Source organism: Deltaproteobacteria bacterium HGW-Deltaproteobacteria-18 (genome assembly GCA_002841885.1).
Classification (GTDB): domain Bacteria; phylum Desulfobacterota; class Desulfovibrionia; order Desulfovibrionales; family Desulfomicrobiaceae; genus Desulfomicrobium.
Genome location: PHBE01000002.1, coordinates 177362 through 202971 on the forward strand (window position 1 = coordinate 177362; position 25610 = coordinate 202971).

The following is a 25610-nucleotide window of genomic DNA, read 5'->3' on the forward strand; positions in this document are numbered from 1 at the left end:
TTTTATGGAGCTTCGGCATTGCATTCCGTGATCCAACGCGTCGCTGCTATTCATGATCTTTCCGGGTTCGGAGGGGGGTCACTCTCGGCTGTGATCCCCATTCTTTCAGCCCTTGGAATTCAGGTTTGCAGCCTGCCCACAGCCATCCTCTCCACCCACACAGGCGGCTTCGCCAACTTCCATTTCCGCGATCTGACCTCGGACATGCGTTATATAATTGATCATTGGCGACAGCTGTCCCTGTCTTTTGCCGGAATCTACTCCGGATTTCTGGGTTCGCCGGAACAGATCGACATCGTCAGTGATTTCATAAGAACTTTCCGCACCGAATCCACCCTGGTCGTGGTCGATCCGGTACTCGGCGATGACGGCAGGCTTTACGACACCATGGACGGATGCATGGTCGAGGGCATGCGCAGCCTTGTCGCCTCCGCCGACGTAATCACCCCGAACATCACCGAGGCTGCCTTGCTGCTGGGCAAGGCCGGTCCCCCGGCCGTTTCCGGCACCAGGGAAATAAAGATCTGGGCCCGCGCCCTGGCAGATCTCGGTCCGCGCTGCGTCATCATCACCAGCGTCCCCGAGGAGCACGGCCGGGGAACGTCGGTCGTAGCCTTCGACAAGGACGTCAGCCGCTTCTGGAAGGTTGCATGCCCATATATTCCTGCGTGTTATCCCGGCACTGGAGATATTTTTGCCAGTGTGATAACAGGTTCCCTGTTGCAGGGAGATTCTCTGCCCCTGTCCCTGGACCGGGCCGTGCAGTTCGTCTCCATGGCCATCCGGGCAACCTTTGGCCACAATTTTCCGGAGCGCGAAGGAGTGTTTCTGGAACGGGTGCTCCCGAGCCTGAACGCTCCCGTTTCCATGAGCAGCTTTGAACTGATATGAATGACCGATATCGCGGAATTTTCGTCACCGACCTCGACGGGACCCTGCTGCGGGACGGCCGGATCACCGAAGGAGACCTGCGGGCCTTCAGGAGTCTCGGCGATCAGGGCATCATGCGCGTCGTCGCGACGGGCAGGTCGCTGCATTCCGCCAAGGCCTGTCTTGCGGATGATTTTCCGGCCGAGTATCTGATCCTTTCGACCGGAAACCAGATCGTGGAATGGTCGACGCAGAAGGTCATGCGCTCTTCCTTCCTGTCAGGCCTGGAAGTGCTGGAAATCTGCCATTTCCTGCACGGGCATGGACTGAGCTTCATGGTGCATGAAGAATTTCCGCACAGTCATCGCTTCGAATACCACCGGGGGCACAAGAGCGTCGCGGATTTCGATCGACGCCTGGCCCTGTATGCGGACCACTGCCAGGAAAAAGCAGGCTGCCCCGATATGCGGCGCGCCGCATCCCAGATCGTGGTTATCGTTGACGGCAGCGATGCGGCAATGCATGACCGCATCAACCGGGAACTGGGAAATCTGAGCGTGATCAGGGCCACGTCCCCGCTGGATGGCCAGTCCGTATGGATTGAAATCTTTGCCGCCAATGTCTCCAAGGCCTCAGGGATAATGCACCTCGTCAACCATCACGATCTGCAGGGAGCTCCAATCGCGGCCATCGGCAACGATCACAACGACAGGGACATGCTTGAATTCGTACAGATGCCCTTCAAAGTTGCGGACGCCTTTCTGGATGATGAAGAAAAATATATTACAACTCCGGAGAAGAGCGATGCAGTGGCCTTTGCCATTGCACACTACATGGAAACCTTCCATGCCGGCATGACGGACGCATGAAAAACATATTGGCCATCCCCGCACTGCTCGGGGCAACATCACTTGGTATCATCAAGAACGTGGGACAGTGGGGGGTCTTTTCCCTCACCGCAGTCCTGGGTATGGTGCACATGCGCCGGCTCCTGCCCAAGATTCTCTACGACATATATTTCATCGGCTTCAAATCCCTGAACATCATTATTCTTGTGGCGTTCTTCACGGGCATGGTCCTTGGACTGCAAGGCTACTACACCCTGATCAAGTTCAGCGCCGAGGGCATGTTAGGCGTGGCCGTGGCCCTTTCCCTGGTGCGCGAACTCGGGCCGGTGCTGACGGCAATCATGCTCATCGGCCGGGCCGGTTCGAGCATCAGCGCCGAGATAGGTATCATGCGCATCTCCGAGCAGATCGACGCCCTCTCGACCATGGACGTGGACCCTGTCCGCTATCTGGTCACGCCCAAAATCATCGCTTCGCTGATCTGCTTTCCGCTCCTGACCGCAATTTTCGATTGCGTGGGCATTCTGGGCGGGTACTTTTCCTCCGTGCTCCTGAGTTCCCGCTCGGGTATCTTTTTCAGCAAGATCCAGTCGAGCCTGCTCCTGTCCGACGTGACTGGAGGGTTCGTCAAATCCTTTGTCTTTGCCTTCATTGTCATCACCATATCCTGCTACTGCGGATATTACACGCACCAGAACCAATCCAGCGCCGGTGCGGAAGGCGTCAGCAACTCCACGACATCTGCCGTTGTCCAGTCATGCGTTTACGTATTGGTCTCCGACTACGTCATAACGTCCTTTTTGATGTGAGCACATGAGCAGCACAACACCACTCATCCAACTGCGCAACATTTCAAAGGCGTTCGGCGGCAGGGACATCCTGCGGGGAGCGACCCTCGACATCCAGCGAAACGAGATCACTGCCATCATCGGGAAAAGCGGCGGCGGCAAAAGCGTCCTCGTCAAGCACATCATCGGGCTGATCACTGCCGACAGCGGCGAGATCATTTTCGACGGGCTCCCCTACTCGACCATGAACCGCAAGGAATTTTCGGCGATCAAAAACCGTTGCAGCTACATGTTTCAGAACAACGCGCTCTTTGATTCCATGACCGTGTTCGAGAACATCGCCCTGCCCCTGCGGGAAAAATTCAAGCTCGGGAACAAGGATCTGGAAGACAAGGTCCGCGCCCGCATCGAACAGCTCGAACTGACCGAGGTGGCGCAGATGTATCCGAAACAGATTTCAGGCGGCATGCAAAAGCGAGTTGCCCTGGCGCGCGCGCTGGTCACGGAACCGGAGATCATCTTTTTCGACGAACCGACCACAGGGCTCGACCCCATCCGCAAGAAGACGGTCTTCTCCATGATCCACCGCTACCATGAAGAGCTCAATTTCACGGCAGTGATCATCACCCATGACATCCCCGACATCTTCTACATCGCGCACACCGTGAACATTCTCGATGAGGGCCGTATCATCTTTTCCGGATCGCCGGTGGCTCTCGAACAGTCATCGGATCCGGGCCTCTACACTTACACCCACGGCCACGAAATGCTCATTGACGAGTTGACGGGCCTGCACAACAGGCTCTCGCTCATGCGCAAGATCGAGGCCTTCGGGGCCGAGGGCCAGAGCAGCGAGCGGCTTGTTCTGGCAACGGTCAGACTCCTGGGCATGCGAACCATGATGGACTACAAGGGCGACCTTCTGGCCCACGCCTTCATCAGGAACCTGGCCAGATTCGTACGGTCCTTTTTGCCCATTGGTGCCTGCGCGGGCATGTTTTCCAAGGAAATTCTGGTTATTGCAGCAAAAACACAGGACGAATCCATCCTTGATCTGTTTCTAAGCCAGCTTGAAGCATACTTCACCAACCTGACCGTTGAAACATATTGTCACAAACACAGACTTCAGGTCGAAATCGGCGGCGCGGTGGTCCCCAAAGGACTGAGCGCCTACTCGGCCATTCAGGAAGCACTTGCAACATCCAAGAAGTACGTATGAAGACTAACAATTCCTCCCTGCATCTTTCCATTGGCCTTTTTGTCATCGTAGGCCTCGCCTGCACTGCCTATCTGGCCATGACCCTTGCGAACACCACTTTTTTCGCTGGTGATTCCTATGAAGTCACAGCAAAGTTCACGGCCGTGAACGGACTCAGGGCCGGCAGCAATGTTGAAATTTCCGGCGTGGCGGTGGGCAAGGTGTCGAGCATCTCCCTGGACCAGACCCTGTACCAGGCCGTGATCACCATGAACATTGACAATTCCGTAGGCATACCCGTTGATTCCACGGCGGCGATAAAAACCAGCGGACTTATCGGTGACAAGTACGTGAGCATCATACCCGGTGCCGATGACGTGCTCTTGAAAAACAAGGAAATCCTCATGGATACCCAGGCAGCCCTCGATATTGAGGAAATGATTTCAAAATATGTTTTCGGAAGTGTCGACAAATGAGAATTCTGCTTCTTTTGCTTATCCTGCTTCTTCCTGCACCCGCCGTGTCGCAGGACAACCCGACGAGTTACATCCGCGCCAACATTGACAGGGTGCTTAGCATCCTCACGTCTCCGGAGTACGAGGCGGAAACGGACAAAACCGAGCAACTGCGCCAGATCGAGGCCGTGGTTGACAATTTTTTTGATGCTGAAGAGCTCTCCAAGCGTTCTCTTGGTCAGTACTGGAAAATCTTTACTCCCGAACAGAAGCAGGAATTTCAACCCCTGTTCCTGAAACTCATCAAACAGGTCTATCTCAAAAAATCCATCACCTACAATGACGAGGTGGTGAATTACAACCAGGAAATCATCAAGTCGGATACCCTGGCCGAAGTCCATACCACGATAACTTCTCCCAGTCTCAACATTCCGATCATTTACTACATGATCAGAAAGGACGTATCTTGGAAGGTTTACGACGTTTCGGTGGAGAACGTGAGCCTCATCAAAAACTACCGCTCCCAATTCCGGAGCATCCTGCAAAACAATTCGCCCGATAAACTCATCGCCACCTTGAGGGAAAAAACAAATGAATAAGCGTCTTCTCCTGCTCTGCCTGACTTTGTGCATAATCCTGCTTCAGGGATGCGCCGGCAAAAAATCCAGCTCTTCTTTGAACCAGGACGTCGCGGCAGGTCAGGAATATGAGGAAACATACGCCGAGGGCGGAGAAAGCGGCCCCTATCCCGACTCCCTGGAAGGTATCAACAGGGGAGTCTTCTCGTTCAACGACGGCTTCATCACCTACGTGTTCTCGCCCATCGACACGGTCTACACCGGTTTTTTCCCCCCGGACATCCGTGCCGGGTTCGGCAATTTCTACCGCAACCTCGGGTATCCCGTGCGGTTCATAAACGCCCTCCTGCAGTTCAAGTTCGACAAGATGGCCAAGGAGACCGCATCCTTCGCCCTGAATACAGTTTTCGGCGTGGGGGGGCTTTTCCACATCACCCACAACATGCCGTGCCTGCAATCCTCTCCCGAGGATTTCAGCCAGACCTTGGCCTTTTACGGCCTGAACTCGGGCACCTATCTCGTGCTGCCCATTCTCGGACCGACCACCCTGCGCGATGCCGTAGGCTCGATTGCGGACTCCTTTGTGCATCCCCTCTCCTTCGTGACTCCGGACAGCGCAAAATATGCACTGATCGGGCATGACAGAGGCAACACGGCCTCGGCCAACCTCCCGGCCTACAAGAGCATCAAGGAGGAATCCTTCGATCACTACACGAGCATGAAGGATGTCTATTTCCAGTACAGACTTGGTCTCGAGAAGGAATGAAGGCTGACATCATGAGACAATGAGGTCACACATCAGGCATGACCTTGACTTTCCCGGGTCCTAAATATCTTGATTGAAATGAGCAATAGACCATAAATCATGACAAGAATTTGGAGGGAACATGTCCGACAAGAAGAAGCTCGTTTGTGTTGAAGAAACGCGCCTGGCCTACATGACCGGGATGCTGCTCAAGGAAATCGCCGCAGGCCTGTCGAAACGCGAATTCGAATTCAAGACCTCGGACGGCCCCGTTACCGTGACCGTGCCCAAGGATGTTGAGATCGAGTACAGCGTTGTGCAAAAGGAAAAGGAAGGCGCGACCAAGACCAAACTCGAGATCGAGATATCCTGGAAATCCTGAGCAGCCTCCGGGTATCCCAATCCCAAAACCTGACAAATGCCCTGAAGGTGCTCGTTACGCAATACGTGCGCGTTGTGACAGGCAAGGTGGTTCGCGCGCACGCGAGGATGACAAAGAGCTTTAACCGTGGAAGCCCATGTAAAAAATTCCGACACAACTCCTGCGGAACCGACACGCAAAATTTCACACACGCCCCAGTGATCTGGTCTGCGCCTTTCGGTCTTCACTTCAGGCGATTAGACTTCATGCACCTGAAAATAATAAACTATATCAGAAACACAGCGCACCTTTGAAAAGACATCGCCATCGCTTCACCGATATAAATGACAACGAGTCCTGTGGCACGTCACTCTCAGCATACATGCTCCATCCGTGACAACAGGCCCACCCGCAAAAAAATCACCAATTTCTTGTCAGACACGACCCACCGAGACGTTCACTACATACCTGAACCATTCTGCATCATTCAGCATACTCATAAAAAATACATTGAATTCTTGTCATACAAATCATTACCTTTTACCTTGAATGAGACTCAAATGTCGTTGTTATTAACAAGTACATTCAATTTTGACACAAGAACAAGCAATACGGAACATTTTTTGCTCACATCCGCATCAAGCACATAATAATTACTTGAAATACTGACATCTTCTGGCATTAACGTGTCGGTTTTCTTTACACCCTGAAGTAAATTGCAAGGATCACAGGGGGATACTCCGATGTGGCACTAACTCCATAAGCGTTATCCGCCCCAACTCATGCGAAAAAATCCGCTGACTCCGCAAGCAACATATTTGTCGCAGCACCTTCGCACTCGCTCCACCACTCCTCAAAAGCTCACGCAGCGAAAACGCTAACAAATGCTGGCAATAAAATTTATAGCCATACAGCTTGATATAATTATTAAATTACAGGGAGTGGCCCGATGAAAAATCTGAAACGCATCACACTCTGCATAATTATATTTTTTTCATTTCAATTAAGCACATTATATGCACTTACAATGTATATTGAAGATGGATCATATTCTGAAGACATTAAAGCAGAAATTATGTTGGATAGTTATACAAAAAACCAACAGTTTTTTCTGAGAGTTCAGATTGAAAACAAATCCAAACTTGTTGACGTCACAACTGAAACATCTACAATCACTGTAACCCCATTTATCACAGCATTCGCATTTAATCTTCCAGATAAAATATCAGTTGAAAATTTGTATGTTACAGACAGTGAAGGCAATGATATTTCAGGATGGTCCATTCCATATGTTGGAATGAGAACAACCATACCATCTCCTGACAATCATGGATTCTGGGATGCAGGCGCAAGCATTGGAAAGCTCTTTACCTCTGGCTCTCCTGAAAACGGCATCGCACCCGACACCAGTTACTACTTCAATTTCCTCCTTTCAGGGATGCTTGGCAACCCCGATTTTATTCTCGACGAAGCGCCATCCTTTGGCCCTTCCGCTGGCGGCGGGGGTAGTGGAGGGGGTGGCGGGGGTGGAGGGGGCGGAAGGCCGGGCTATGGAAAAGGGAAAAATGCCCCCCAATCTGCCGAAACCGATGGCGAGACGACAGAGGGAGGGATTCCGTCACTTGACTGGGAAGAATATTTCCTCGTCAATATGAAAGGCATGCCAGAAGGGACAATTGATTTTGGACTGTTGGTCCCGGAAAGCGTTCTCACATCTTCCGAACTGCTCACGGCCCAGAGAAGCCTGACACCCCTCCAGGCCGTGGCTACGCCGGAACCGTCGACACTCGCCCTCATGGCTGTCGGAGCACTGTGCGCCGCGTTTGTCCAGAGACGACGCACAAGACCATCGATCTAGACGCAACCTGCTCGGGATTTGTCGCGCATAGTACGTAAAAGGGGCCGAAATTTCTTTCGACCCCTTTTCGAAGTTTTGAACAGTCAAGCAACGTTCAAGCCCATGCGTTGCCCAGGCCGGCCCTTTACATCAGCGATGGCAGGAAGGTCACGATCTGGGGGATGAAAAACAGGATTGCGATGCCAATGATCGTGGCCACCAGGAAGGGATAAATACCGCGAAAGATGGATTCCAGACTGATGTTCTGCTTCATGGCCGTGGTCACGCCGTAGACCACGTAGACGTTGATGCCCACGGGCGGCGTGATGACCCCCATCTCGGTGATCAGCACGATGATGACTCCGAACCAGATGGGATCGTAGCCAAGGTTCATGACCACGGGATAGAAGACCGGGACAGTGAGCATGATCATGGCCAGGGAATCCATGAAGCATCCGCCGAGAAAATAGATGAGCACGATGATGGCCATGACCGCCAGCGCCGGAATCTCGAGGCCGCCGATGTAGCTTGCCGTGGTGAAGGGGATGCGCGTCACGGCCAGGAACTTCCCGAAAACCACGGCTCCGGCCACCAGAAAAAGGATCATGCACGAGGTGCGCAATGTCTCTTCCAGGGATTTGAAAATCAGCCGCCAGTTCAGCTGCCGTCGCACCAGTCCCAGCACCAGCACGCTGAAAGCACCCACGGATGCGGCTTCGGTGGGGGTGAACCAGCCCTTGAAAAGTCCGGTCAGGACAACGGCGAAGATGATGAGCGTGTCGATGAGCCCGGTCAGGGATTTGAAACGCTTGCTCCAGGAAAAATGCTCGGCTGCGGGACCATAATCAGGATGCCGGTGGCACGTGACAGCAATTGCGCACAGAAACAGCCCGGTCAGTAAAAAAGCGGGAAGAATGCCGGCGACGAAAAGCCGCCCGATGGATTGCTCCGTGAGCACCCCGTAGATGATCAGCACCACGCTCGGCGGCATGATCATCCCAAGCCCGCCGCCTGCGGCCACCGCTCCGGCTGCCAGTCGGTCGCGGTATCCGAAGCGCTTCATTTCCGGGATGGCCACCGTGGCCATGGTCGCGGCCGTAGCCGGACTGGACCCGCAGACCGCGCCAAAGGCGGTGCAGGCCGAGACCGTAGCCATGGCCAGTCCGCCGCGAATGTGCCCGAAAAAATGATACGTCGTCGAAAAAAGACGCCTGCTGATGCCGGCGTTGAAGGCCAGCTGCCCCATGAGGATGAAAAGGGGGATGGTCGTCAGGTCATAGGAGACAAAGACCTCGTACATGCTGCGGCTGAGCATGTTCAAACCGCCCTGAACGGAAGTCAGCACGGAAAATCCCACAAAACCGACCACCCCCATCACAAAGGCGACGGGCATGCGCGTGGCGAAAAGCAGGAGCATGATCGCGATGCCCAAAAATCCGATTCCGGCCGGGCTCATGATTTTCTCCATTGCAGCATGAATTGCAACAGGTCGACGAGCATGGTCAGGGTGGCCACGGCGAAGCATGCGCTGAGCGCGTACAGGAAGTAGTACTCGGGCAAACCCAGATTCATGGATACCTCTCCGGAAAGATGTTTGTCCCGGGCATACGTGCACATCATGACCGTGACCGTGGCAAAAAAGGCGACGGACAGGGTTTCGCGAAACAGCTTGAGCCGGCGGCGCACCCTGGTCGACATCAGCTGCACGAAGACCTCCACCCCGATGTGCGAACGGTGGCTATGGGCGTACGGCAGGGACAGCCCCAGCGCCAGAACGGCCAGAAAGGTGACGATCTCCTCGGAGCCGAAAATGGGGCTGCGATTGAGGCGACCGGTAATGTCGGCCACGGTCAGAAACGCCATGCCCAGCAGGCACAGGCATCCGCCGATGCGCATCATGCTTCCGATGCGCGCCAGAATCCTAGAAACGATTTCCACGAGCTTTCTCCCTACTACATGACGCAGGGGCAGGAGCCTTGCGGCTCTTGCCCCTGCAACTCTCCGACAAATTGAAGGCTATCTCAGATTGGCGTGCATGAAATCCAGCACAGCCTTGCCATCCGCTCCGACCTTGGCACATTCGGCCTCGTATTCGCCGAAGATGGGCTCCATGGCCTTGGTCCAGCGCTCTGCCTCGGCCGGGTCCAGGGTGACCACGGCGTTACCCTGCTGAGCCAGGAAAAATTCCAGGCCTTCCTTGTCGCTGTCATCCCAGGCCTGTCCATGCCTTGGAATCCAGTCCCGGCTGACCTCGGTCAACACTTTTTGCACCTCGGGGGTGAGTGAAGCCCAGGCATCCTTGTTGATGACCACAAAAAAAGTGGTCGTGTAGGCCACGGCGGTGGTATCCGTCAAATAGTCAACGACCTCGCCCATCTTCCAGCCCTTGTTGGTCTCGACGGGATAGATTCCACCGTTGACGACGCCTTTCTGGATGGACTGGTAGGAGTCGGGCATGGACATGGCCACCGGGCTGCCGCCCAGGGCGGAGATGACGCTTGCGCTGTTGCCGGTGGCGCGGATCTTCATGCCCTTGAGCTCGTCCATGGAGGTCACGGCCTTGCCTGCGGTGTGCAGCTTGCCCGGTCCGTGCGCATGAAAATAAAGGACATGCACGTCGTCAAATTCCTTGGGCTTGAACTGCTCATAGACGGCATTGGCCAGCGCCGTGGCCTGCGCGCCGCTCGTGTATCCCATGGGCAGGTCGACTCCGGACAGGACCGGAAAACGCCCCTTGGTGTAACCGAGGGCGGAGAGACCGATGTCCGAGATGCGCTGCACCACGCCGTCATAGCAATCCTTGGGCTTGGTCAGGGTTCCTGCCGGGTAGTAGTCGATGACGACCTGGCCGTTCGAGCGAGCCTCGACCTCGCGGCACCACTCTTCGGCCAGGATCGACTGGATGTGGGTCGGCGGGAAGAAATTGCTGTAGGACAGCTTGACCGGTCCTGCGGCGATGGTCGGAGCCGACATTCCCAAAACGATGAAAGCCAGGGTCGCGACTCGTAAAAACAGCCTCATGACAGTAATCCTCCGTGTGAAAAGTGAGACCGCGCCCCATGCGCGAGCCTGATTATTCCTGGGTATCCAGGGCGTTGGCCAGAGCTAGTTTCATGGCTGCCCGGCGAAAATCCTTGCGGTCGATGGTTCCCGTCCCAAGCAGGGAATGGATCAAAAAACCTTCGAACAGGGCCGTGTTCAGGGCGCCGATCTTGCGCGCCGGATAACCGCTACGCACATACGGCGCAACGATGTCGTCGAAAATTTCGTTGGAGAGGCGGTAAAGGGACTGGTTGAGCTGTGCGCGAAGGTCCTCGTTGCGTGAGGCGTGGATGGTGAATTCCAGAAAGACCGAGCTCCAGTTGCGATCATCGATCATGGTCTCCATAAAGTCGAGGATGCGATCCATGACCTCTTCCAGGCTGTGCGCGTCCTGCAATGCGGCGTCGCGCATGGCGCGGTAGGACTGCATCTTGATGGCGATGATGGCCAGCATGATCTCGTCCTTGCTTTGCCAGTGCCGATAGAAATTGCCTTTGGCATAGCCGGCCTCTGAGGTGATTTCGGCCACGGTGGTGGCCACAAACCCCTTGGCGGCGAACAATTTGTCCGCCGAATCGAGCAGCTCGCGCTGGGTCTGGAGTGATTTTTCCTGCTGTTTTCTAGCCACGCGCCATCCTTTTTGGACCATGGTCACAAAGTGACCGAAAGTCATTTTGTGACCAAGTATTCCCCTGCCGCCAATCTGTCAAGCTTCCCCGGCTGCGCAGGATTTCTTGACAGCCCCCAGGGCCACGACTAGCATTTTTACCACTTCGGATACCTTAGGGTGTAAAAGGGAATCCCGTGCAAATCGGGAGCGGACCCGCCGCCGTAAGTTTCAAAAAAAGCCATGCTCCACGCTGTCCACTGGGATCACTCCCGGGAAGGACGAACATGGTGAAACGAGCCGGAAGACCTGTCCGAGGTCCAACCACAGTTTGTGCTGCCTGCAACGGGGGATTTTTGCGGGCCGCGCCCTTGGACGTCAGTCCTTCTCTCATCTCACTGCCCCCGCCAAACCTGGAGGTCTCATGTTCAAAACCTCGCATGTTTGCGGACTCTTTCTGTTCTTTTTTCTGCTCGCCCTGTGCGGCCCGGCCCTGGCTGGGCACAAGGAACGACCGGCCAAAAAGGGTATCCTGCTGGCGGCCTTCGGCACCACCGTGCCCGAAGCGCGCAACGCCCTGGACCACATCGGGGAAAAAGCCCGCGTGCGATTTCCCGGCATTGAAATCCGCTGGGCCTATTCCTCGCGCATCGTGCGCGAAAAGCTGAGTGCCCAAGGCCAGAATTTCGACTCTCCGGCCATGGCCCTGGCGCGGATGATGGACGACGGTTTCACGCATGTGGCCGTACAGTCCCTGCACACCATCCCGGGCGAGGAGTTCCATGGCCTGCAGCGCACGGTGCAGGCCTTTTCCGGCCTGCCCAAGGGCATGGACAGCGTGGTCCTCGGCCAGCCGCTGCTGGCCGAACCCGCCGACGTCGAAGCCTGCGCAGCAGCCATCATGGCCAGCCTCCCGGCAGAGCGCAAAGCCGGAGAGGCCGTGATCTTTCTGGGCCACGGCACACACCACCCCGCCAACATCTATTACCCCGGACTGCAGTTTTCCCTGAACCGCCTCGATCCGCTGGTGCTCATCGGTACCGTCGAAGGTACGCCGTCCCTGGACGATGTGCGCGGAACTCTCAGGGATCACAAGGTTTCGAAAGTCTACCTGCAGCCATTCATGGCCGTAGCCGGCGACCATGCCGTCAACGACATGGCCGGTGACGAGGAGGGTTCCTGGAAATCCGTACTCGAAGCCGACGGTCTGACCTGCGCTACGGTGCTGCTCGGAACGGCCCAGATTCCGGCTTTCGTCGATATCTGGCTGAATCACCTGCAGGCGGCCCTGGAGCGCCTGCCCTAGCCCATGAGCGACAGACGACATACGCGGGCATGGCTGGCCATGGCGGCTGCCGTGCCCCTTTCCATCTATGCGGCCCTGTTTTTCGGGTCCTATCCCCTGCCCGCCGAGGCCATCCACCAAGCTCTCGCGTCCATGCTCCATGGGCAAGTCGAAAGTCAGGAACTGGTCATTGTGCGAGACATTCGGCTGGGGCGCATCCTGCTTTCTTTTCTGACCGGGGCGGCCCTGGCCGTGTCCGGCGGCGTTTTTCAAGGACTGCTGCGCAACCCCCTGGCCGACCCCTTCACCCTGGGCATATCCAGCGGCGCGGCCTGCGGCGCGGCTCTGGCTCTGGGCATGGGCTGGACCGTGGCCGGACTTTCGACCCTTCCTCTGGCCGCGCTTGGCGGAGCGTTCGCGGCCATGACCCTGGTCCTGGCCATGAGCAGGCTGGCCGGAGATTTTTCCCGCGAGAGCCTGGTCCTGGGCGGCATCGTCGTCTCCACCTTCCTCGGCGCGGCCATCGCCCTCATCAAATCATTGAACGAGGAATCGGTGGCGGCCATCGTGTTCTGGATCATGGGCAGCTTTCAGGGACGGGGCTTCGAGCACGTGGAACTCATGCTGCCATACATGATCACGGGCTCTGCCGTGGTCCTTTTCCTGGCCCGGGAACTCGACATCCTGGGCCTTGGATCCGAGCAGGCTGCGCAAGTCGGCGTGTCCGTGGGACGGGCGCGCATCGGCCTGCTCATCGGAGCCGGGATGCTGACCGCGGCGGCTGTCAGCGTCTCCGGCATCATCGGCTTCGTCGGCCTTGTGGTGCCCCACCTGGTGCGCATGCTCATCGGACCGGACTCAAGGCCTCTGCTCCTCTTTTCGGCCCTGGGCGGCGGGATCCTGCTGCTGTGGTCCGACGTGCTGGCCCGCACCATTCTCTCCCACGGAGCGGAATTGCCCGTGGGCGTGGTCACTGCCCTGTTCGGCGGCCCCTTCTTCTGCCTGATCATGGCCAGGGGACGCAGGTCGTGAGCACAACAATGATCGAAATCCGGAACCTGAGCGCGGGCTACAAGGGTCAACCCGTGCTTCGAGGCATCTCCCTGGCTGTCGGCGAAGGCGAGTTCACGGGCGTCCTCGGCCCCAACGGCAGCGGCAAGACGACCCTCATCCGCGCCCTGTCCGGAGTCCTGCCGTATTTCTCCGGCAGCATCCGCATCGCAGGCCACGACATAAAGGCCCAGCCTGCCAAGGCCCGGGCCCGGCATTGCGCCACCGTGGCCCAGAAAAACCCGGGACTTTCCGGGGTGCGCGCCCTGTCGCTGGTACTCATGGGCCGCTATCCGCATGTTTCCTTTCTGGGCGGCTACTCCCGGCAAGACCATCTGCGCGCGCAGGCGGCCATGGAAGAGACAAGCTGTCTTGATCTCGCCCAGCGCAGCACCGAAGCCCTCTCCGGAGGAGAACTGCAGCGGGTCATCACGGCCAAGGCCCTGGCCCAGGACACCAGGCTCCTGCTGCTGGACGAGGCTGCGTCCAACCTCGACGTGGCCCGGACCATGGATCTCTACGAGCTGCTGCGTGCCAGAAATGCCGCAGGGCTGACAATCCTTACCGTGGCCCATGACCTGAACCTGGCCGCTCTCTATTGCCAGCGCCTCGTCTTTCTGAAAAACGGTTCCGTCGTAGCCGATGGACCCACCCGCGAAATTTTCACGGCCCAAACCTTGAGTGAAATATATGAAACACCCCTTGCCGTGGCGGAGCACCCCCTCACCGGGACTCCCCAAGCTTATCTGGTGCCTCGTGCTTAATCTTTTCCTTTTTCAGGCGGCAGCGGGAGCTGGTTCCCTGGACGAGTTCTCCGTCACCGACGATCAGGGCCGCCTGATACGCCTCGATGCGCCCGCGACCCGGATCATCGCCCTCTATGGGGCGTTCAATGAGATCCTGGCCGACATGGGCCGCGAAGACCTGCTCATCGCCCGCACCGCAAGCGACAACCTGCCCCCGTCCATCGTCGGCAAGCCGTCCATCGGAACCCATTTGCGGCCCAACGCGGAGCTGATCCTGGGCCTTCAGCCGGATCTCGTCCTGCAGCTCGGAGGCCGGGGCGAAGCCATGGAACCGGTACGCTTTCTGGAAAAAAGGGGACTTCAGGTCGCGGTCTTCGATCTTGAGAATTTCGAGCAGCTTTTTTCCGTCATGGAGCGCCTTGGCACTTTGACAGCAAGCACGGAGCAGGCTGCCGAACGCGTCAGATTCATGCGCTCGGAACTCGCGCGCATAGAAACCGACAACCTGCCCCCACGGCCCAAAATCTTCTTCGAGGCCCGCTACCCAACGCTCCTGGCGGCAGGACAAGGCTCCATGGCGTCGGAGATAATCTTCAAGGCCGGCGGAGAAAACTGCGTCGCCGCTCCGGACAAGCTCGTGCGCCTGGGCGAAGAGGAGCTTCTGCGTCTCGCCCCGGACATCTATCTCGTGCAGGCGGGGCCCATGAACCCACGCCCCGTGCCCATGTCCGAGCGCAGCCTCTTTCGCACCCTGGACTGCGTGAAATCCGGGCGGGTCCATTTCGTGGACCAGAAGGTCTTTTCACGGCCCGGACCACGCAGCCTTGAAGCGGTGCGCCAACTCTCGACCATCATTTCAAACTGGAAAAAGGAGGTCCGACCATGAGCGGCCATCTCTACGGCATCGGCGTTGGACCAGGAGACCCGGAACTCTTGACCATCAAGGCGGCTGGAATCCTTGGCCGGGTGGACGTCATCCTTGCGGCGTCCTCGACCAAGAACGACGACTCCCTGGCGCTGGACATCGCACGCCCACACCTGAAAGCGGATGCGCGCGTCATCCGTCTGGGTTTCCCCATGAGCCGCGACACAGGCACCCTGCAATCCGCATGGGAAGAAAACGCACGTCTGGTGCTGAATGAACTTGCCAAGGGCCACGACGCGGCCTTTTTGACCCTGGGCGACCCCCTGCTCTACTCGACCTTCGCCTACCTGCTGCGCACCCTGCGCAGCCTGGCTCCGGAGCAGGCGGTGACGGTGATTCCCGGCATAACCTCCTTCCAGGCCGTGGCGGCGGCCACCGAGACCGTGCTGGCCGAAAGCGCCCAGAACCTGCTCATCCTGCCCGGCATCCGCGACGCCGCCGATCTGCGCAGAAGCCTTGAGAGTGCGGACAACGCCGTCATCCTCAAGGCCTACACCAATTTTTCGGCCATCCGCGATGAACTGCGCACTTTACCGACTAAAGCCCATTGCGTTTTTGCCTCAAGAATGGGCATGAAGGACCAGTTCATCACGCGCAGCCTGGACGAGGCGCCGGACAACCCGACCTATCTCTCGCTCATGCTGCTGACCAAAAACGAATCACTTTGAACCAAGGATACGCTTATGCCCAAAGCCATCGTCATTGCCGGCACCTCCAGCGGGTGCGGGAAAACTTCCGTCACCCTCGGTCTGATGAAAGCTTTCGCCCGCAAGGGCCTTGTGGTGCAGGGCTTCAAGTCCGGCCCTGATTTCATCGATCCGGGCCTGCACCGTCTGGCCTCTGGTCTGCCCAGCCACAACCTGGACGGCTGGATGCTCTCGGCCGACGAGATTCATCGCATCTTTCGCCGCAACCACGAAGGTTGCGACATCTCCATCATCGAGGGAGCCATGGGCCTCTTCGACGGCATTGGTGCCGTCAGCGAGGAAGGTTCGGCCGCACAGCTGGCCAAGATTTTGGGCGTGCCCGTGATGCTGGTGGTCAACGCGCGCGGCATGGCCCGCTCGGCGGCGGCGCTGGTCAAGGGCTATGCCCAGTTCGACCCGGATCTGCGCCTTGACTTCGTACTCTTCAACATGACCGGCAGCCCCACCCACGGCCAGATTCTGGCCCAGGCCATGGAAGGTCAGGGGGGCCGGGTTCTGGGAAGCCTGCAGCGCCAGCCCGACCTGCCCCTGCCGTCGCGACATCTCGGGCTGGTCACCGCCGAAGACCTGGACCGCCGCGAGGAGCGCCTGAACACCCTGGCCGACTGGGTCGAGAAATCCATCGACCTTGACAAGTTGCTTGATGCCCTGCCCGAATACACGCTGCCTTCCCTTAGCGACGGCGGGGTCAGGATGCCGGAAATACGCATCGGATACGCTCGCGACCGCGCCTTTTGCTTCTACTACGAGGAAAATCTGCGCATGCTGCGGCAGGCAGGAGCCGAACTGGTGCCCTTCTCGCCCCTGCACGACACGAACCTGCCCCCAGCCCTCAAAGGACTGTATCTGGGCGGAGGCTATCCGGAGCTGCACGCGGCGGAACTTGCCGCCAACACGGCCATGCTCGGCAAAATCCGCGACTTCTGTGCCAGCGGCAAACCGGTCTATGCAGAATGCGGCGGCTTCATGTACCTGATGCGCTCCCTGCGCACCCGCGCCGGGCAGGAGCATGCCATGGCCGGCGTCTTTGATTTTTCCTGCGCCATGGAAAGCCGTCACCAGGCTCTGGGATACCGCGAAGTAAGGCTCACCGCCCCCACTGTGCTGGGCGATCCCGGAGAACGGGCCAGGGGCCATGAATTCCACTATTCGCACATGAGCGGCAGCGACCCGGCCGCGGCCCAAGTCTATGAGGTCCATGACCGCTGTGGAAAGATGAACGCCGGTGGCGGTTTCCAAAAGGGCAACTGCCTGGGATCGTACGTGCATCTGCATTTTGGTTCAAATCCACTCATGGCCACCCATTTCGCCGGAACCTGCGGAAAATGACCCTGCGCCATGGTTTCACCACGGGCACGGCGGCTTCCGCGGCCGCCAGGGCCGCGACCACGCACCTGCTCACGGGACGCGCACAGGAACGTGTCGAGGTGCCGCTGCCCGTTGGCGAGCGCATGAGCATCGCCATCCTTGAGAGCCGTATCGACGGGGACGCCGCCATGGCCGCTGTGGTCAAGGACGCAGGCGACGACCCGGACGTGACCCACCGTGCCGTGATCCGCGCCCGGGTGCAGCGCGGCGCAGGGACAGGCGTGACCCTGCGCGGCGGGTCCGGCGTGGGCGTCGTGACCCGGCCCGGCCTGCCCGTTGCCGTCGGCATGCCCGCCATCAATCCCGTGCCCCGCGAGCAGATCACCCTGGCCGTGACCGAGGCCATGGCCGAGGCCGATACCTTTGGCATGAACGAAAAGATTGGCCTTGAAGTCGAAATCAGCGTTGACCGGGGGGAAGAATTGGCCCGCAAGACCTTCAATCCCCGTCTGGGCATTGTCGGGGGCATCTCCATCCTCGGCACCCGGGGCACGGTCAAGCCCTTCAGCAACGCAGCCTATCAGGCCACCATCCGCCAATGCCTCGATGTCATGCAGGCCTGCGGGGTGGCCACCCCCTGTCTGACCACGGGCGGACGCAGCGAACGCTTCCTGCGTCAGGCCCGTCCGCAGACTTCGGAAACGGCCTGCGTGCAGGTGGCCGACTTTTTTTCCTTCAGCATGCGCGAAGTCAGCCGGCGCGGTTTCGATTCCGTGCTCTGGGGCGTCTTTTTCGGCAAGCTGGTCAAACAGGCCCAGGGACACCGCTACACCCACGCCCGCAGCGCGGAGCTCGACCTTGGCATCCTGGCCGGCTGGTGCGCGGATTGCGGTTTCAAACGACAGATCTGCCAGGAGGTTGCCGGAGCCAACACTGCCATGCAGGCCCTGGAGCTGCTGGCTCCGCTGCCCCAAAGCACGACCCTCTTCACCCTGCTCACGGACAAGGCCGCCGAAGCAGCCCGCGCCTTTTGCGGCCGCGACCTGCGCGTAGGCTACATGCTCTTCGATTTTACCGGACAGATCCTGCACCAAAGCGCGGAGGCCGCATGATCCACGTCATCGGCATGGGCCTGGCCAGGGAGCACCGCAGCCCCCGGATCATGGAGCTTATCCTCAAAGCGGACCTTGTGGCTTCCGGGCGTCGCCTGCTGGACGAACTTGAGATCCCCGAGGAGCGCCGCCTGCCCCTGACCGGCATGGACGCGTTCGCGGCCGACATCCGCGCACGGGCCGAAGGCGCAAGCGTCTGCGTGCTGGCCGACGGCGACCCCCTGCTCTACGGGCTGGGCGCGAGCCTGCTTCGCTACTTCGCCCCCGGCGAGCTGACATTTCATCCCAATGTCTCGGCCCTGCAAACCGCCTGCGCCCGCTTCGGCCTGCCCTGGCACGACTGCCGGGCGTTGTCCCTGCACGGCCGCAGCGACCGGACTCCACTCTTTGCGGCCCTGACGCACGACAATCTGGTGGCGCTCTACACGGACCACAGGCACAGTCCAGACGCCATCGCCGGACTTCTGCTCGAACGCGGCGTCACGGGCTGGCGCATGAACGTTGCCGAGGCCCTCGGCGGACCGGAAGAAAGACTGTCCACCCTCGCCCTGACCGAGGCTGCGCAATGCACCTGGCACGCCCTGAACATGGTTGTTCTGGAACGCACCACCCCTGCGGCCCTGCCCCTGAAGCTGGGGTTTGACGAAGAGGCCCTGGCCCACACAGGCGGCCTGATGACCAAACAGCACGTGCGCGCCCTGGCCCTGTCCCTGCTGCGCCTGCCTGAAGACGCCGTCATGTGGGATCTTGGTGCAGGTAGCGGAGCCGTCAGTCTGGAAGCCGCAAGACTTCTGGGCAAAGGGCACGTGGTGGCGGTGGAGCGCCAAGAGGAGCGAGTGCGGCACATCAGGGAAAATGTGGAACGCACAGGGGCATGGCTGGTGGAAGTGGTGCACGCTTCGCTGGAAGATTTTTTGGAGAATGGATCTTATAGGTCCTATAGGTCCTGTGGGACCCATGGGACCTATAAAGAGGCAAACAAAGCGCAGAATGAACACCCTGCTTGCCTTGGGCATACGTCCCATACACCCCATTCTTCCTTGCCCACCCACATCTTCCTCGGCGGCGGGGCGTCAGCGCAGGTTCTTGCCCAGTGCGCCGCCCTGCTTTCTTCCGGCGGGCGCATGGTGGTGGCCGCCGTGCTGCTCTCCACCCTGGAGACCGCCCGCGCCGTCTTCCATGAACTGGGCTGGCCTCTGAAGGTACACCAGCTCATGCACCACGGCGGGTCTCCTTTGGCCGGCGACCTGCGGCTGGTTCCATCCAATCCCGTATTTCTTCTGGAAACCCGAAAACCTTCAAGCGACACATGAATATTTCTCCCCAGGTTTATTTTATCGGCGCTGGTCCCGGAGATCCTGACCTGATCACGGTGCGCGGCCGGGACCTTGTCGGACGGGCGGATCTGGTGCTCTATGCCGGGTCCCTGGTGCCTGCCGAGGTCGTGGGTTGCGCCCGGGCAGGAGCCGTGGTCGCGGATTCGGCAGGCATGAGCCTCGAACAGACCCACGCCCTGATGCTTGAAACGGCGCGCAGAGGCGGAGTCGTGGCGCGGGTACACACCGGCGATCCATCCCTGTTCGGCTCGGTGCGCGAGCAGATTGCGCTGCTGGACCGTGACGGCGTGGCCTGGACCATCATTCCCGGCGTGACCGCCGCCTTTGCCGCCGCAGCCCGGGCCGGGGTGTCGTTCACCGTGCCCGAGACCACCCAGAGCCTCATCATCACCAGGCTACACGGCCGCACCCCGGTACCGCAGTCCGAGCGACTGAGCGAACTGGCACGGCACGGATCGTCCGTGGCCGTGTACCTCTCCGCGGACAAGGCCGGGGAACTGGCCAGTCAATTGCGCGAGGCCGGATCGCCTGAAAACACGGTCATCGTCATCGGTCACAAGGTTGGCCATCCCCGTGAAAAAATCATCCGTACCACCCTGGCGGAACTCGAACAGAGCGTGCAGGCAGGCGACATCACCCGTCAGGCCGTCTTTCTGGTCCTGCCCGGGGAGACCGCGCCGCAGATCCAGTCCAAACTGTACGACGCCTCGTTCGGACACGGATTTCGGGAGGCCCGGCACCCCCGGACCTGGACGCGCATGGCCGTCTACGCCATGACCAGCCAGGGCCTCGGTCTGGCCCGACGCATCGCCGACATGGCCCCGGCCGATCTTTTCGCCACCAGCCGTCTGGTCACCGACCGTCCCGCCCATGACCAAGTCCAGGGCTTTGGACGCATCGCCGATCAGGTCCGCGTCAATTTCTCCCTCTACCACGCCCATGTCTTCGTGGCCGCCACGGGCATCGTGGTGCGGAGCATCGCGCCCCTGCTGCAGTCCAAGACAAAAGACCCGGCCGTGGTCGTCTGCGACCAGAACGGCGAACACGTGGTCAGCCTCCTGTCCGGCCATCTCGGCGGGGCCAACGACCTGGCCCGGCGCATCGCCGCCCACATCGCGGGCCGCCCCGTCATCACCACGGCCACGGACACGGCCGGCAAACCCGCCATCGACACCCTGGCCCAGCACCGCGACTGCGCCATCGCCGACCCGTCCCGCCTGGCGGCGCTGAACAGCGTCCTGGCCGAAGGCGGGCGCATCACGGTGCATGACCCGGAAAATCGTCTGGGCCTGTCCGGAAACGAGGACTTGAAGGATTCTTTTGAACTGATTGACCAAGGGCAGGCGCAGGTGCTGGTCAGCTGGAAAAAAAACACGACAGCGGGCCTTCTCCTTCATCCGCGTTGCCTTTGCGCCGGTATCGGCTGTCGTCGGGGAGTGTCCCGCGACGAAATCCTGCAGGCCCTGAAGCAGGTCATGGATCGGCACGAGCTGGCTTTCGACAGTCTGGCCGCGCTGGCCAGTGCAGAACTCAAAGCGGACGAAGCGGGGATGCTGGACGCGGCTCAGGAACTGGGAGTGCCCCTTGAATTCTTTGAAGCGTCAACATTGAATGCAACAGACGTCCCCAACCCCTCGGAGCGGGTGCGGGAAAAAATAGGAGTTGGGAGCGTATGCGAAGCAGCAGGCATCCAGGCCGCCCTGAAATCAAGCCCAAAGGCGCGGCTGATAGTGCCCAAGACGATATGCGGGAACGTGACGGTGGCCATATGCCTGGCCGGTTGACCGTGATCGGCCTGGGCCCCGGCAGCTCGTCGCTGCTCGCCCCCATGGCCCTGTCCTGTCTGGCAAAGGCCGGAGCCGTTGTCGGCTATGACCGATACATGGCCCTGGTTGATCCCGATCTGCTCAAGGGAAAGACTCTTTTTTCAAGCCCCATGAAAAAAGAAATGGAACGCACGGCCAAGGCCGTGGAATTCGCCCTGGCAGGACTCGACACGGTCGTGGTCTCCTCCGGGGACAGCGGCATCTACGGCATGGCCGGACTCGTTCTTGAATTTCTGGAACGCGAGGAGCTCCTTGATACCGTCGAACTGGAGGTCGTGCCGGGCATCCCGGCCCTGTGCGCAGCGGCGGCCCTGCTCGGCGCCCCGCTCATGCACGACTTCGCCTCCATCTCCCTGTCTGACCTTTTGACCCCGCTTCCGACCATCATGAAGCGAATCCGCTGTGCGGTCGAAGGTGATTTCGTCATCGCCCTCTACAACCCCAAATCCCGCAAGCGCGATTCCTATCTCGGCCAAGCCCTGGCCATCGCGGCCGAGCATCGCGGCGCAAGCACTCCCGTGGGCTTCGTGCGCAACGCCTACCGCCCGGATCAGGATGTGCGCGTGGCGACCCTTGGCACCTGCGACCCAGAGTGGGCCGACATGCTGACCACGGTTGTCATCGGCAACAGCTCGAGCCGCCTGGCAGGAAAGAAGATCCTCACCCCCCGCGGCTACTTCGAAAAATACGGATAGCTCCTCATCCGCCTTACGGCCGTGAGCTTTCGGACTTCGCCGAGACACGCAGCAGATCCCCTTTGAGCATCCACACCACAGTGGAAGCCAGATGGTTCGCGGCATCGGCCTTCTCGCGCAGAACCTTCCATGACAACGGGCGTCTGGCCCAGACCAGCACCTTGCGCATCAGTTCAAGATCAATCCTGCCTTCGATGCCCGCATAGATCACGGGAAAATCCTGCCCCCTGTACACGGCCCGGCCAAGCTCCGTGATCTCCAGCACATCCCCTTCCGCCAGCCGGCGTGACGGATACCCGGCAAAAATCCGTCCGTGGCGCATGAGCAGCGGATGGCCTTCCCCGTCCGGTCTGGTCGCGGGTTCTGCCGCCAGACGATCCCACAATTCCAGATAGCGCCCGATGATCCTGGACCAGTCAAAGCCCTGCGCGTGCTCGCGGGCCGCCCGGCCCAAGTCCTCACGCAAGCTTTTGACAAGCAAGTCACGCAGATGCCCGGCCAGTTCCCCAACGTCCACGGCCACGTCCTGGGCCAGCCACAAGTGGTAGGTGCTATCGTAAAGAAGCGGCGCCAGAAGCGAGATGTCATCCACTTCGCCGCTGTCCAGAGTGGAAACCAGAAATCCCGTTCGACCGTGACGGACCAGATCGCGGTAGCCATCATAGTCCGAAGCGATGACGGGCTTTGCGGCCGCCGCGGCTTCCAGGATCGTCAGCCCGAAAGTTTCCTGCGGGTTGTCTGCCAGGGACACGACCACATCGGCGCGATGCAGCAGTGCCGTCCTCGTCGCATCATCGGGACAGCGCACCACAACGAGCTCAAGCCCTATATTGGCCGCCAGATTGGTCAGGGTCTGCGGCAGGGACGCGCCTTCGTCGGGGCTCCCGGCCAGGACCAGACAGACATCGTCAAGCTGCACCCCGCTTTGCCGCAGACGCTGGAACGCGCGCAGCAGAGGCAAAAGATCCATCTTGGAGTACGGACTGATCCGTCCAGGCACCAGAAATACGGTCTTCGACTCCGGCACGGCGGATACGCCCCCCGGCCCGGGAGCGTAAAATTCGGAGCACCACACACCAAGGGGCACAACCGCCACCTGCGGAACCGGAGCACGGAGCACCTCGGAAAGCGCCGCCAGTTCCTCCCGCACGACCTCTGCCCCGGCGCTGGAGGTAGCGACTATGCAGTCCCTCGCCGTGGTTCCGGCCCAGACATGCTGGGCGAAGGACTGGCCGAAGCGCGCATAGGACAGGGAGTGGGTCACGCCGGTGATGGGGAAAATGTTGCCTGCGAGACTGTTCCTGGCCGCAGCCAGAAAGCCCTGGGAGGTCAGGCAGTCGGAGAGGTGGAACGCATGATACGTGGTCCTGGCCAGATGCTCGGGCAGAGCGGTTCGCGGCAGGATGCGGACCTTGCCGAGCACCTGCGGGCAAAGGGACTGCACGTAGGCTTTGAGTGCCTCGCCGCTTTGCCTGTCCGCCAGAAAGAAATGATAGGCCGCGAAAGGATCGGTTTCAAGCAGGGCCCGCAGGAAACCGGCATTGGCAACCTTGCGACCGAGGATGGGGCCGCCTTCGACGAATGGATCAAGAGTGCCCCAGACAGGGCCTAAGTGCTGTGCCATGCCCACCAAAAGCAATATCCGGGCCTGATGCCCGCGCTCATGAAAAGATGGTCCATGCAGATGCGAAATGGCTCGAAACTCGCTGCTGTCCATTGCTCGCAGCCTTTTGCCAAGCTTGGCAGCAAACTTGCTTAGTTACGGAAGATCGTCAATTTTTCGTTGCCCTGGAGGATTTCATGGATACCCCGACCCGCCCTTGCCTGGGCCTGGCATTAAGCCCCGCGCTTGCCTCCCAGCTGGAAGGACACCTGCCCCGGACACGCATCCTCGAGAACCGCCTGCTCGGTTCAGCGCAGGATTTCATGCGCGAGAGAATCCAGGGCGGGCTTGTCTTCGTGGCCGTTTCCACCTGGAAAGACCTGACTGCGCAGGACAGGGAACAGCTTACCGCACACAAATCCTGGCAGTTTCTGCTCATCGCCGACCAGCATGATCCGGAAGCTCTGGAGTACATGTCCTCAGGCACATTTCTGACGATCATGACCTGTCCCCTCGATGGGGCAAAAATTGCCCGTGCACTGGAGCAGGCGGAAGAAGTGTCCAGCATGTATCAGGACATATTCCTCATGGCGCGCGAGATCAGCCTCGAACGGGAACTCCTGGCCCGCAAGAACGAGCAGCTGGCCTTCCTCAACCAACTGCTGACCAAAGCCAGTCAGACCCTCGATCCGTCGATCATCCTTTCCAACTGCGCCGAAGATCTGGCGCTGCTTCTCGATGTACGGACCGTCCTTGGCATCTTTTGGAGTGAAAACGAAGGCCAGACCGAGGCGGAACTCTTTCTGACGGAGAACCTGTCGAACACGAGCCAGGCGGAATGGATCAACCATCTTCTGAGCCTGGCCACCCGCCTCGGCAAACACGAGGTGCGCGGATACCAGGTCTCAGTCCTGCAGCACAAGGACGACGATCAGGAGAGTCAACCGGAGCTCGAACAGCTCATCACCCTGCCCCTTTCCCTTGGGCCGGAACCCTTTGGAGCCCTGGTCATCTGTTCGCGTGAGGCTTCGGCCCTCGGGCAGGATCGCCTGCGCATCCTCGGTTCGGCCGCCAACCATCTGGCCCTGGCCATGCGCAACAGCCTCGAATTCCGCAAGACCAAGGCCCGTGCCGACCATGACGGCCTGACGCGCATCTCCAATCGTCATCATTTTGACACCCGTCTGCGCGAGGAAATGAAACGCCACCAGCGCCATCAGGACGAACTCAGCCTGATGATGATCGACCTGGACTATTTCAAGTCCGTCAACGACACCTACGGGCATCAGGCCGGGGACATGGTGTTGCGTGAAGTGGGCAAGATCCTGACCAACACCCTGCGCGAATCCGATTTCCCCGCCCGCTACGGCGGTGAGGAATTTGTTGTCCTCCTGCCGCAGACCAGAGAAGAGCAGGCTTGGATTCTGGCTGAGAGGCTCCGCGCCCAAATCGGCCAGACCGTCTTCCGCTTCCAGAAAAAACGCTTCCGGGTCACGGTGTCCATCGGCATCGCGGGCCTCAAGCCCGGCGCCCTGACCCCGCCGGAGAGCCTGGTCCACAACGCTGATCTGGCCCTGTATCTGGCCAAAACCAACGGGCGCAACATGGTCTGCTGCTCGGCCATCGAAGAATGTCAGCCAGACAGGCTGGACCAGAACGGCTAGACGTGGCGTCAATCACGCAAGCA

At 59.5% G+C, this 25610-nt stretch carries 25 protein-coding genes and 1 riboswitch; of the genes, 20 read left to right on the forward strand and 5 right to left on the reverse strand.

Features of this window, described 5'->3' with window-relative positions; translation table 11 throughout:
* Window positions 1–18 precede the first annotated feature (18 nt).
* The 9 genes from CVU60_02195 (at window position 19) to CVU60_02235 (ending at window position 7701) form a co-directional block, all read left to right on the forward strand.
* Window positions 19–891: a pyridoxamine kinase gene (locus tag CVU60_02195; GenBank protein ID PKN43189.1), complete on the forward strand. Its 873-nt coding sequence runs from the start codon at window positions 19–21 to the stop codon at window positions 889–891.
* Window positions 888–1739 (forward strand): hypothetical protein, encoded by an 852-nt coding sequence (locus CVU60_02200; GenBank protein ID PKN43190.1) that lies wholly within the window; start codon window positions 888–890, stop codon window positions 1737–1739. Before CVU60_02195 ends, CVU60_02200 begins: the two co-directional genes overlap by 4 nt.
* The gene (locus tag CVU60_02205; GenBank protein ID PKN43191.1) at window positions 1736–2527 is read left to right on the forward strand and encodes an ABC transporter permease; all 792 of its coding nucleotides are present in this window, start codon (window positions 1736–1738) and stop codon (window positions 2525–2527) included. Before CVU60_02200 ends, CVU60_02205 begins: the two co-directional genes overlap by 4 nt.
* A gap of 4 nt (window positions 2528–2531) precedes the next feature.
* Window positions 2532–3725: a diguanylate cyclase gene (locus CVU60_02210; protein ID PKN43192.1), complete on the forward strand. Its 1194-nt coding sequence runs from the start codon at window positions 2532–2534 to the stop codon at window positions 3723–3725.
* Complete coding sequence (gene mlaD, locus CVU60_02215) at window positions 3722–4180, forward strand: outer membrane lipid asymmetry maintenance protein MlaD (GenBank protein ID PKN43193.1); 459 nt, start codon at window positions 3722–3724, stop codon at window positions 4178–4180. The genes CVU60_02210 and mlaD overlap by 4 nt, the downstream gene beginning before the upstream one ends.
* Complete coding sequence (locus tag CVU60_02220; protein PKN43194.1) at window positions 4177–4758, forward strand: hypothetical protein; 582 nt, start codon at window positions 4177–4179, stop codon at window positions 4756–4758. Before mlaD ends, CVU60_02220 begins: the two co-directional genes overlap by 4 nt.
* Complete coding sequence (locus tag CVU60_02225; protein PKN43195.1) at window positions 4751–5503, forward strand: ABC transporter; 753 nt, start codon at window positions 4751–4753, stop codon at window positions 5501–5503. The genes CVU60_02220 and CVU60_02225 overlap by 8 nt, the downstream gene beginning before the upstream one ends.
* 121 nt (window positions 5504–5624) lie before the next feature.
* A complete protein-coding gene (locus tag CVU60_02230; GenBank protein PKN43196.1) occupies window positions 5625–5864 on the forward strand; it encodes an amphi-Trp domain-containing protein in 240 nt (79 codons plus the stop codon).
* Between the two features lie 928 nt (window positions 5865–6792).
* Complete coding sequence (locus tag CVU60_02235) at window positions 6793–7701, forward strand: hypothetical protein (GenBank protein PKN43197.1); 909 nt, start codon at window positions 6793–6795, stop codon at window positions 7699–7701.
* A 124-nt stretch (window positions 7702–7825) separates the two neighbouring features.
* On the opposite strand, the gene CVU60_02240 is transcribed toward CVU60_02235, so the two are convergent.
* The 4 genes from CVU60_02240 to CVU60_02255 all read right to left on the reverse strand — a co-directional run bounded on the left by CVU60_02240 (window position 7826) and on the right by CVU60_02255 (window position 11350).
* Window positions 7826–9136, reverse strand: a complete 1311-nt coding sequence (locus CVU60_02240; GenBank protein PKN43198.1) for a C4-dicarboxylate ABC transporter permease — start codon at window positions 9134–9136, stop codon at window positions 7826–7828.
* On the reverse strand, window positions 9133–9618 hold the full coding sequence (locus CVU60_02245; protein PKN43199.1) for a TRAP transporter small permease: 486 nt from the start codon (window positions 9616–9618) through the stop codon (window positions 9133–9135). The genes CVU60_02240 and CVU60_02245 overlap by 4 nt, the downstream gene beginning before the upstream one ends.
* Before the next feature lie 78 nt (window positions 9619–9696).
* Window positions 9697–10701 carry a C4-dicarboxylate ABC transporter substrate-binding protein gene (locus CVU60_02250; GenBank protein PKN43200.1) on the reverse strand — a complete coding sequence of 335 codons (1005 nt, stop codon included), beginning with the start codon at window positions 10699–10701 and terminating at the stop codon, window positions 9697–9699.
* 52 nt (window positions 10702–10753) lie between these two features.
* A complete protein-coding gene (locus CVU60_02255; GenBank protein ID PKN43416.1) occupies window positions 10754–11350 on the reverse strand; it encodes a TetR/AcrR family transcriptional regulator in 597 nt (198 codons plus the stop codon).
* Between the two features lie 130 nt (window positions 11351–11480).
* Window positions 11481–11661: riboswitch (cobalamin riboswitch) on the forward strand.
* A gap of 92 nt (window positions 11662–11753) precedes the next feature.
* On the opposite strand from CVU60_02255, the gene CVU60_02260 reads away from it, so the two are divergent.
* From CVU60_02260 to cobJ, 10 genes are read left to right on the forward strand one after another with little or no spacing between them, the layout of a single operon-like run.
* A complete protein-coding gene (locus tag CVU60_02260; GenBank protein PKN43201.1) occupies window positions 11754–12635 on the forward strand; it encodes a sirohydrochlorin cobaltochelatase in 882 nt (293 codons plus the stop codon).
* A gap of 3 nt (window positions 12636–12638) precedes the next feature.
* Window positions 12639–13646 carry an iron ABC transporter permease gene (locus CVU60_02265; protein PKN43202.1) on the forward strand — a complete coding sequence of 336 codons (1008 nt, stop codon included), beginning with the start codon at window positions 12639–12641 and terminating at the stop codon, window positions 13644–13646.
* Window positions 13643–14428: an iron ABC transporter ATP-binding protein gene (locus tag CVU60_02270; GenBank protein ID PKN43203.1), complete on the forward strand. Its 786-nt coding sequence runs from the start codon at window positions 13643–13645 to the stop codon at window positions 14426–14428. The genes CVU60_02265 and CVU60_02270 overlap by 4 nt, the downstream gene beginning before the upstream one ends.
* On the forward strand, window positions 14421–15296 hold the full coding sequence (locus CVU60_02275) for an iron ABC transporter substrate-binding protein (protein PKN43204.1): 876 nt from the start codon (window positions 14421–14423) through the stop codon (window positions 15294–15296). The genes CVU60_02270 and CVU60_02275 overlap by 8 nt, the downstream gene beginning before the upstream one ends.
* Window positions 15293–16003, forward strand: a complete 711-nt coding sequence (gene cobI / locus CVU60_02280; GenBank protein PKN43205.1) for a precorrin-2 C(20)-methyltransferase — start codon at window positions 15293–15295, stop codon at window positions 16001–16003. Before CVU60_02275 ends, cobI begins: the two co-directional genes overlap by 4 nt.
* A gap of 15 nt (window positions 16004–16018) precedes the next feature.
* The gene (locus tag CVU60_02285) at window positions 16019–17371 is read left to right on the forward strand and encodes a cobyrinate a,c-diamide synthase (GenBank protein PKN43206.1); all 1353 of its coding nucleotides are present in this window, start codon (window positions 16019–16021) and stop codon (window positions 17369–17371) included.
* Window positions 17368–18462 carry a cobalt-precorrin-6A synthase gene (locus tag CVU60_02290; GenBank protein PKN43207.1) on the forward strand — a complete coding sequence of 365 codons (1095 nt, stop codon included), beginning with the start codon at window positions 17368–17370 and terminating at the stop codon, window positions 18460–18462. The genes CVU60_02285 and CVU60_02290 overlap by 4 nt, the downstream gene beginning before the upstream one ends.
* On the forward strand, window positions 18459–19775 hold the full coding sequence (locus CVU60_02295) for a bifunctional cobalt-precorrin-7 (C(5))-methyltransferase/cobalt-precorrin-6B (C(15))-methyltransferase (GenBank protein PKN43208.1): 1317 nt from the start codon (window positions 18459–18461) through the stop codon (window positions 19773–19775). The genes CVU60_02290 and CVU60_02295 overlap by 4 nt, the downstream gene beginning before the upstream one ends.
* Window positions 19772–21583: a precorrin-4 C(11)-methyltransferase gene (gene cobM, locus CVU60_02300; GenBank protein PKN43209.1), complete on the forward strand. Its 1812-nt coding sequence runs from the start codon at window positions 19772–19774 to the stop codon at window positions 21581–21583. Before CVU60_02295 ends, cobM begins: the two co-directional genes overlap by 4 nt.
* On the forward strand, window positions 21568–22320 hold the full coding sequence (gene cobJ / locus CVU60_02305; protein ID PKN43210.1) for a precorrin-3B C(17)-methyltransferase: 753 nt from the start codon (window positions 21568–21570) through the stop codon (window positions 22318–22320). The genes cobM and cobJ overlap by 16 nt, the downstream gene beginning before the upstream one ends.
* Window positions 22321–22333: 13 nt before the next feature.
* On the opposite strand, the gene CVU60_02310 is transcribed toward cobJ, so the two are convergent.
* Window positions 22334–24037 (reverse strand): glycosyl transferase, encoded by a 1704-nt coding sequence (locus tag CVU60_02310; GenBank protein ID PKN43417.1) that lies wholly within the window; start codon window positions 24035–24037, stop codon window positions 22334–22336.
* On the opposite strand from CVU60_02310, the gene CVU60_02315 reads away from it, so the two are divergent.
* Window positions 23902–25587: a GGDEF domain-containing protein gene (locus CVU60_02315; protein ID PKN43211.1), complete on the forward strand. Its 1686-nt coding sequence runs from the start codon at window positions 23902–23904 to the stop codon at window positions 25585–25587. The two genes, CVU60_02310 and CVU60_02315, sit on opposite strands and share 136 nt — an antisense overlap.
* Window positions 25588–25610 lie beyond the last annotated feature (23 nt).